The 7,401-nt window shown below is 33.9% G+C and carries 8 protein-coding genes; all 8 read left to right on the top strand.

From position 1 onward, the window contains the following. On the top strand, nt 1-277 hold a 277-nt coding region (locus tag ENO17_10005; protein HER25364.1), incomplete at its 5' end, for a sulfurtransferase FdhD. Between the two features lie 30 nt (nt 278-307). Next, complete coding sequence (locus ENO17_10000) at nt 308-733, top strand: resolvase (GenBank protein ID HER25363.1); 426 nt, start codon at nt 308-310, stop codon at nt 731-733. A 191-nt stretch (nt 734-924) separates the two neighbouring features. Beyond that, nucleotides 925-1,590: a hydrogenase accessory protein HypB gene (gene hypB / locus ENO17_09995; protein ID HER25362.1), complete on the top strand. Its 666-nt coding sequence runs from the start codon at nt 925-927 to the stop codon at nt 1,588-1,590. Further along, entirely contained in the window at nt 1,580-3,853 is a 2,274-nt protein-coding gene (gene hypF / locus ENO17_09990) for a carbamoyltransferase HypF (GenBank protein ID HER25361.1), read from the top strand. The genes hypB and hypF overlap by 11 nt, the downstream gene beginning before the upstream one ends. 275 nt (nt 3,854-4,128) lie before the next feature. Beyond that, nucleotides 4,129-4,344, top strand: coding sequence for a HypC/HybG/HupF family hydrogenase formation chaperone (locus tag ENO17_09985; protein ID HER25360.1), 216 nt, complete (start codon nt 4,129-4,131; stop codon nt 4,342-4,344). Beyond that, on the top strand, nt 4,341-5,417 hold the full coding sequence (gene hypD, locus ENO17_09980; GenBank protein ID HER25359.1) for a hydrogenase formation protein HypD: 1,077 nt from the start codon (nt 4,341-4,343) through the stop codon (nt 5,415-5,417). Before ENO17_09985 ends, hypD begins: the two co-directional genes overlap by 4 nt. A gap of 133 nt (nt 5,418-5,550) precedes the next feature. Next, on the top strand, nt 5,551-6,561 hold the full coding sequence (gene hypE, locus ENO17_09975) for a hydrogenase expression/formation protein HypE (protein HER25358.1): 1,011 nt from the start codon (nt 5,551-5,553) through the stop codon (nt 6,559-6,561). Nucleotides 6,562-6,762: 201 nt separating this feature from the next. Continuing rightward, a complete protein-coding gene (amrA, locus tag ENO17_09970) occupies nt 6,763-7,290 on the top strand; it encodes an AmmeMemoRadiSam system protein A (protein HER25357.1) in 528 nt (175 codons plus the stop codon). Nucleotides 7,291-7,401 lie beyond the last annotated feature (111 nt).

The raw sequence follows: 7,401 nt of genomic DNA, 5'->3' as shown, positions 1-7,401 counted from the left end.
TGAAGATATAAGCCGCTATAATACCATCGATAAAATTTTAGGAGAGGCTTTTTTAAAAGATATATCTCGAGAGGATAAAATAATTTTAACCTCTTGTCGTATCACTTCAGAAATCTTAACCAAGATTGCTATAGGAAGAGTACCAGTAGTTGTTTCTCGAGCTGCTCCTACAGATTGGGCTGTGACGTTGGCACAAGAAATAGGAATAACCTTGGTGGGTTTTGTTCGAGGAAAAAGAATGAATATTTATACTCATCCCGAAAGGATAGAAGTATAATGGTTAAGTTAAGGAGTTGTTAAAAAGATTATGCCGGAAGAAGAGATAATTATTGCTATTGATCCAGGGACTAAAAAGTGTGGATATGCAGTGGTGAACTCTAATTTGAGTGTTTTACAAAGAGAAGTAATTCCCAAAGAGAAAATAGTGAACACAGTACAAGATAGTCTGAATATTTATCAGATAAATAAAATTAGTTTAGGAAACGGAACTAATTACCAGAAGATAGAAGAGAGATTAAAAAACCATTTTCCGCAATTAGAGGTAGTTTTAATAGAGGAAGAATTCAGTACTCTAAAAGCGAGAAAAAAATACTTTCAGGCGAATCCTCCCAAAGGTCTCCTTAAAATAATTCCCCTATCTTTAAGGGTGCCGTCTTGTCCTTATGATGATTTTGTAGCAATTCTTTTAGCAGAAAAGTATTTTAAAAATAAGTCGTTAATGAATAGTCAATAGTCGTGAGTTTTGATTTATATAAAGTATTGCTTTTAATGTAGTGGTCGGATTCATTCGACCCTAGTTTTGAGGGCTTGATAAATCAGCTCTTACTATCTACTGCACTCTTTACGCTATAATATGAAATACGAATTTAGTTTTTAAGAATAAATTAAAACGTTAAATTTTTGAATTAAATGGAGGTACATATCTTGACCAAAGTAAAAGTTTTTACTAATATTTTAAAAGCCAATGATAGCATAGCTCAAAAAAACAGAGATTTATTTAATAAAAATAAAGTGTATACTATTAATTTAATGAGCTCTCCCGGATCTGGGAAAACCAGCCTTTTAGAAAGGACCATAGATTCCCTGAAAAATGAAATAAAAATTGCAGTGCTAGAGGGAGATCTCCAAACCGCCAATGATGCTGAGAGGATAGAAAAATATAATATTCCGGTAACTCAAATAAATACTGATGGAGCTTGCCATCTTGATGCTAATATGGTAGATGGTGTATTGAACAACTATAACTTTAAAGAAACTGACCTTTTTGTTATTGAAAATGTGGGTAATTTAGTTTGTCCTGCAGGATTTGATTTGGGAGAAGATGATAGGGTAGTGATGGTGAGTATACCCGAAGGGGACGATAAGCCGATAAAATATCCGGTAATATTCCGTAAAGCAAGTGTAGTTTTAATCAATAAGATTGATTTATTGGCTTATACAAATTTTAATATAGCCAAAATAAAGAAAGACTCTTTAAATATAAATAGTAAAATTAAGATATTTGAAATTTCTTGTAAGACCGGAGAAGGTTTGAATAACTGGTTTGATTGGTTAAAAGAACAGGTAAGAAAAAAAAGAGATGAAAGTTAGAAAAAATATAATTATCAAAGGTATTGTACAGGGGGTCGGGTTCCGACCCTTTGTTCATAAATTAGTACAAAATTGTCATTTATCGGGGTGGGTCCTTAATACAAATCAGGGCGTGGAGATGGATATTGAGGGAAAAACGGAAGAATTAAATCATTTCATCAGTGACATAAAAAAAGAACTTCCTCCCTTGGCAAGGATTGAAAAAATAGAAGTAAATCAACTTCCCTTAACAGGTTACCAAGGATTTTACATTAAAAAGAGCATTGTTAAAGAAGAAGACGGTTTTGTATTAGTCTCTCCGGATATAAGTATATGTAAGGACTGCCTGGAAGAATTATATGACACATCAAATCGACGTTTTCGTTATCCTTTTATAAATTGTACTAATTGTGGGCCCCGTTTTACTATCATAAAAGATATTCCTTATGATCGCGAGAAAACTACGATGAGTATTTTTAAAATGTGCCCTCAATGTCAAAACGAATATGAAAACATAGAGGATAGAAGATATCATACTCAACCAAATGCTTGTACTGATTGTGGTCCGCAGTTGTCTCTTTATCAAAATAAAAAAAGAGTAGAAAATATTGACCCGATAGAAAAAGCTGTTAAACTTTTAAAAAAGGGGAAAATTGGAGCGATTAAAGGATTGGGAGGTTTCCACCTGGCTTGTGATGCAACTAATAATAAAGCAGTTGCAAGGTTGCGACAGTTAAAAAATAGAGAAATGAAACCCTTTGCCCTGATGTCTCCCGATTTAGAAATGATTAATCAATTTTGTGAAGTGAATAAGAAGGAAGAAAAATTATTAATCAATCAAGCCCGTCCTATTGTCCTCTTAAAAAAAAAGAAAAACAACTTAATTTCTCCTTTGGTTTCACCAAATAATAATTATTTAGGGGTAATGTTACCCTATACCCCGCTTCATTATCTTTTACTTAGAGATAAATTTCTCGCTTTAATCATGACCAGTGGGAACATTGCCGAACAACCGATCATTAGTGATAACCAGGAAGCCTTGGAGAAATTAGACGGAATTGCTGATTTTTTCCTTGTCTACAATAGAGATATATTTAATCGTTGTGATGATTCTGTATTGAAGATCATCAATAGTGATAAGGTATTTTTTCGAAGATCAAGAGGGTATGTGCCCTATCCAATCATTCTTGATTTTAAGTTGAAAGAAGTAATGGCTTTGGGTGGGGAATTAAAAAATACCATTAGTTTTTCAAAGGAAAATTATGTTTTTTTAAGTCAATATTTAGGAGATTTAAAGAGTGAAGACACTTTAAATTTTTTTAGAAAATCTATGGTGAATTTGAAGAAAATGTTTAGATTAAATCCGGAAATTATTGCTTGTGATCTTCATCCCGATTATCTTTCTACTCAATATGCAGAGCAACTAAAAAATGAAAAAGGCTTAAAAATAGTCAAGGTTCAGCATCATTATGCTCATATAGCAAGCTGTATGGTCGAAAACAATATTAAAGAAAAAGTAATTGGTGTGGCTTATGACGGTACAGGCTATGGCGATGATGGCAATATATGGGGAGGAGAGTTTTTATTATGCGATCTAAAGACATATCTACGGATTGGCCATTTAAAATATTTCCCTTTACCCGGAGGGGACAAAGCCATTATGGAGCCTTGGAGAATGGCTTATAGTTATTTATATTCTATTTTTGGCTTAAAAACCAAAACACTCGATATAAATTTTCTCCGCAGGATGGATTATGCTAAATTATCAATTATTGAAAAGATGATCAATAAAAATATAAATTCTCCGCTGACTTCCAGTTGTGGACGTCTTTTTGATGCAGCATCATCGTTAATTGGGATAAAAGATGTGATAAATTATGAAGGGCAGGCCGCAACGGAACTAGAATCCTCTTGTGCATCTGGAATAAAAGAGAAATATAAATTTCGCATCTATAAAGAAGGAAAGGAGTTCATTATTGATCCCCAAGAAATTTTTGTAGATATAATTAAAGATCTTAAAGAAGGAATAGATAAAAAGGTAATAGCTGCTAAATTTCATAATACGATTGCAGAGTTTACTCTTATTTTATGTGGTAAAATAAGAGAAAATACCGGCATTAATAAAATTGCTTTAAGCGGTGGGGTATTTCAAAACCGCTATCTGACCGAAAAAATTATCTTTCTATTGGAAAAGAATGATTTTCATGTTTATATTCAGAGAAAAGTTCCTCCCAATGATGGAGGGATATCTCTGGGACAAGCAGTAGTAGCAGGATATAAATAATGTATCGCGTATCGAGTGGAGAAAGGAAATTAAGAGCCAGAATTCAGGGGTCAGAAGATTATCAGCGGATGGTGTTTATACAAATCCAAAGTTCGTAATGACAGAAAACCCGATAGATTAATTACTGATGATTTAAGATTTAAAAACCAAAAACTAATGACCAAAAAATTGTATTTAATACTAACGACTATTCACTAACGACTAACGACTAATTTAATTGGCAAATTGGTGAATTGATTAATTAATTTATAGCCCTTATTTATAGGAAGGAAAAGATGTGTTTAGCTATACCGGGAAAAATAAAAAAAATATTTAATGACCATACTGCTGAAATAGAAATAGGCGGGATCATAAAGAATATCAGCATAGATCTTGTTCCTCATGCTGTAATGGGCGATTATGTACTTTTGCATGCTGGTTTTGCTATCGAAGTGATTGATCAGAGAAAAGCTTTAGAAATATTTAAAGCTTGGGAGGGAAAATTAGATTGAAATATGTTGATGAATATAGAAATAAAGAAATAGCCCAGAAAATTATAAGAAAAATTAACAGCATTTCCAAGACGAAAATTAACTTGATGGAAGTCTGCGGAACTCATACCGTTACGATATTTAGAAATGGAATACGGAAAATCTTACCCTCTAATATTAACCTTCTCTCTGGTCCAGGGTGTCCAGTATGCGTTACCCCTATTTCCAATATCGATGAAATAATTGCCCTATCTAGAGGAAAGAATTTTATTATAACTACTTTTGGAGATATGATCAGAGTTCCTGGTTCTACCTCCACTTTAGAAAAAGAAAAGAGCGAGGGAGCAGATATCAGGATAGTTTACTCTACTTTAGATACTTTAAAGATCGCTCGGGATAATGCTTCTAAAGAAGTTTTATTTATGGGAGTGGGGTTTGAAACAACTTCTCCTACCATAGCCCATGCTATATTAACCGCACAAAAAGAAAAGATTAATAATTTTTCTGTTTTAAGTGTAGCAAAGATTATGCCTCCGGCAATGAAAGCTTTAATCGAGGGTCAAGAAGTAAACATTGATGGCCTTATCTGCCCGGGGCATGTAAGTGTTATTATCGGTAGCATACCTTACAATTTTATTGCTGCACAATATAAAATACCTTGTGTAATCTGTGGATTTGAACCCCTGGATATTTTACAGGGTATTTATATGTTGGTCAAACAGATTGAAGAGGGTAAAGCAGAGGTGGAAATACAGTATGAAAGGGCAGTCAAGCCCGGAGGGAATAAAATCGCCTTAGATAAAATTAACCAGGTATTTCAAGTAGTAGATTCTAATTGGAGAGGAATAGGTCATATCTCTTTTAGTGGATTGGAGATAAAAGATGAATATGAAAAATTTAATGCAAGAAAATTTAAAATAGAAATAGAAGAGACTAAAGAATCCGGAGACTGTCGTTGTGGGGAAGTATTAAGAGGAGTAATGACGCCTCCCGAATGTCCTCTTTTCAGAAAAGTCTGTTCTCCCGAAAACCCTCAAGGAGCATGTATGGTTTCTACCGAAGGCACTTGTTCCGCCTACTATAAATACAATTAAATTAGTCGTTAGCAAAAAATACAAGATATAAACTGGTTATCGGTTTACAGTTTTCAGTTATTAGTTCTTAGTAAGTAGGTGTGTATTACTATATACTTCTCTTGTTAACGACTAAATATGAAAGGGAAAAATAATGGAAGAAAAGAAGATATTACTAAGTCATGGTAGTGGAGGGAAATTATCTTTTAATCTAATTAGAAAATTGTTTTTATCTAATTTTAATAACCCTTATCTGGAAAGACTTGATGATGGTGCGATATTAAATATTGAGGGATTAAAATTAGCCTATACTACCGATTCTTACACAGTAGACCCTTTGTTTTTTAAGGGAGGAAACATTGGAGAACTGGCAGTTTACGGAACAGTTAATGATTTGGCTATGTGTGGAGCAATTCCCAAGTATTTAAGCTGCTCATTTATTATTGAAGAGGGATTTTCTTTAAATTTATTAGAAAAGATTGTTTTAAGTATCAGGGATGCTTCAGAGATTGCCCAGGTTGATATAGTGACTGGAGACACCAAAGTAGTGAATAGAGGGGCTGCCGATAAAATATTTATTAATACTTCGGGCGTAGGAATAGTGAAAGAAGGAGTAAATATTTCCGGAAGTAATGCGAAAGTCGGAGATGTAGTTTTAATAAACGGTTATATTGGCAGTCATGGGATTGCGGTGTTATCGGAAAGAGAGGGTTTAAAATTTGAAACAGAGATAAGGAGTGATACTGCCCCTCTTTCTTCTTTGGTAGCAAATATGTTAGATATATGTAAAGATATCCATGTGCTAAGAGATCCCACACGAGGAGGATTATCTACTACTCTGAACGAAATAGCTTTATCTTCAAGGGTAGATATAGAGATAAACGAAGGTGATATCCCTATTCAGGAAGAGGTAAGAGCAGCTTGTGAAATATTAGGTTATGATCCCTTGTACCTTGCCAATGAAGGTAAATTGGTTGCTTTTATTCCCTCGGAAATTGCTCCCGATATGCTAAAAAAGATGAAAGAGAATAAATACGGAAAAGAATCAAGAATTATCGGCAGAGTATTAAAAAAATCGGAGGGAAAAGTTTATCTAAATACAGCCGTTGGTGGAAAAAGAATAATTGATATGTTAACTGGAGAGCAGTTACCCAGGATATGTTAATTAAATAACCTATTAGCCAATTTCCCAATGCACCAATTGACTAATTAATGGAACAATTGGCGAATCTGTGAATTGGTAAATCGGGTAATCGGTTAATTAATCTCTATCTTAATCGGTCAATCGATAAATTGGTGGATCGGTGAATTAATTAATTGGAAAATTGGTAAATCGATCAATATTTATAAAGGGCGGTGTTCGAGTATGGTAGCAAAAGAAAATAGTGCTTATGTTAGATTGGCGAAGGAGACTATAGAAAATTATATCAAAGAGGGGAAAATAATTACTCCTCCTCCGGACCTCCCCGAAAAAATGATTAAACAAAAGGCGGGAGTGTTTGTTTCACTTAAAAAAGGGGGGAATTTGAGAGGATGTATAGGTACTTTTGTACCTACTCAAAAAAGTATAGCTCAAGAGATTATAAAAAATGCCATTAGTGCTGCTGTTGATGATCCTCGTTTTTCTCCGGTAACCACTTCTGAATTAGATAGTATCACGATTTCAGTGGATGTATTATCTTCTCCTGAGGAAATTCATGATATCTCGTCGGAACTTGACCCTAAAAAATATGGAGTATTGGTTAGCAGTGGTTACAAAAAGGGATTATTGCTGCCTGATTTAGAAGGCGTAGATACTGTAGAGGAACAGGTAGATATTGCTAAACGCAAAGCAAGTATTTATCCCGGTGAAAAAGTGAAATTATATCGGTTCGAAGTGAAAAGATATTATTAATTAGATACTGTGTTAAAAGTCAACTCACAAACTCTCCTAAAAGACACGATATTTGATTTTTAGTATTTTAGTTTTAAATCGCTACATACTCCGTCTTATTATGGTAGATGG

The organism is Candidatus Atribacteria bacterium (assembly GCA_011056645.1).
Taxonomy (GTDB): Bacteria; Atribacterota; Phoenicimicrobiia; order Phoenicimicrobiales; family Phoenicimicrobiaceae; genus Sediminicultor; species Sediminicultor quartus.
This window is presented reverse-complemented; position numbering and strand designations above follow the sequence as displayed.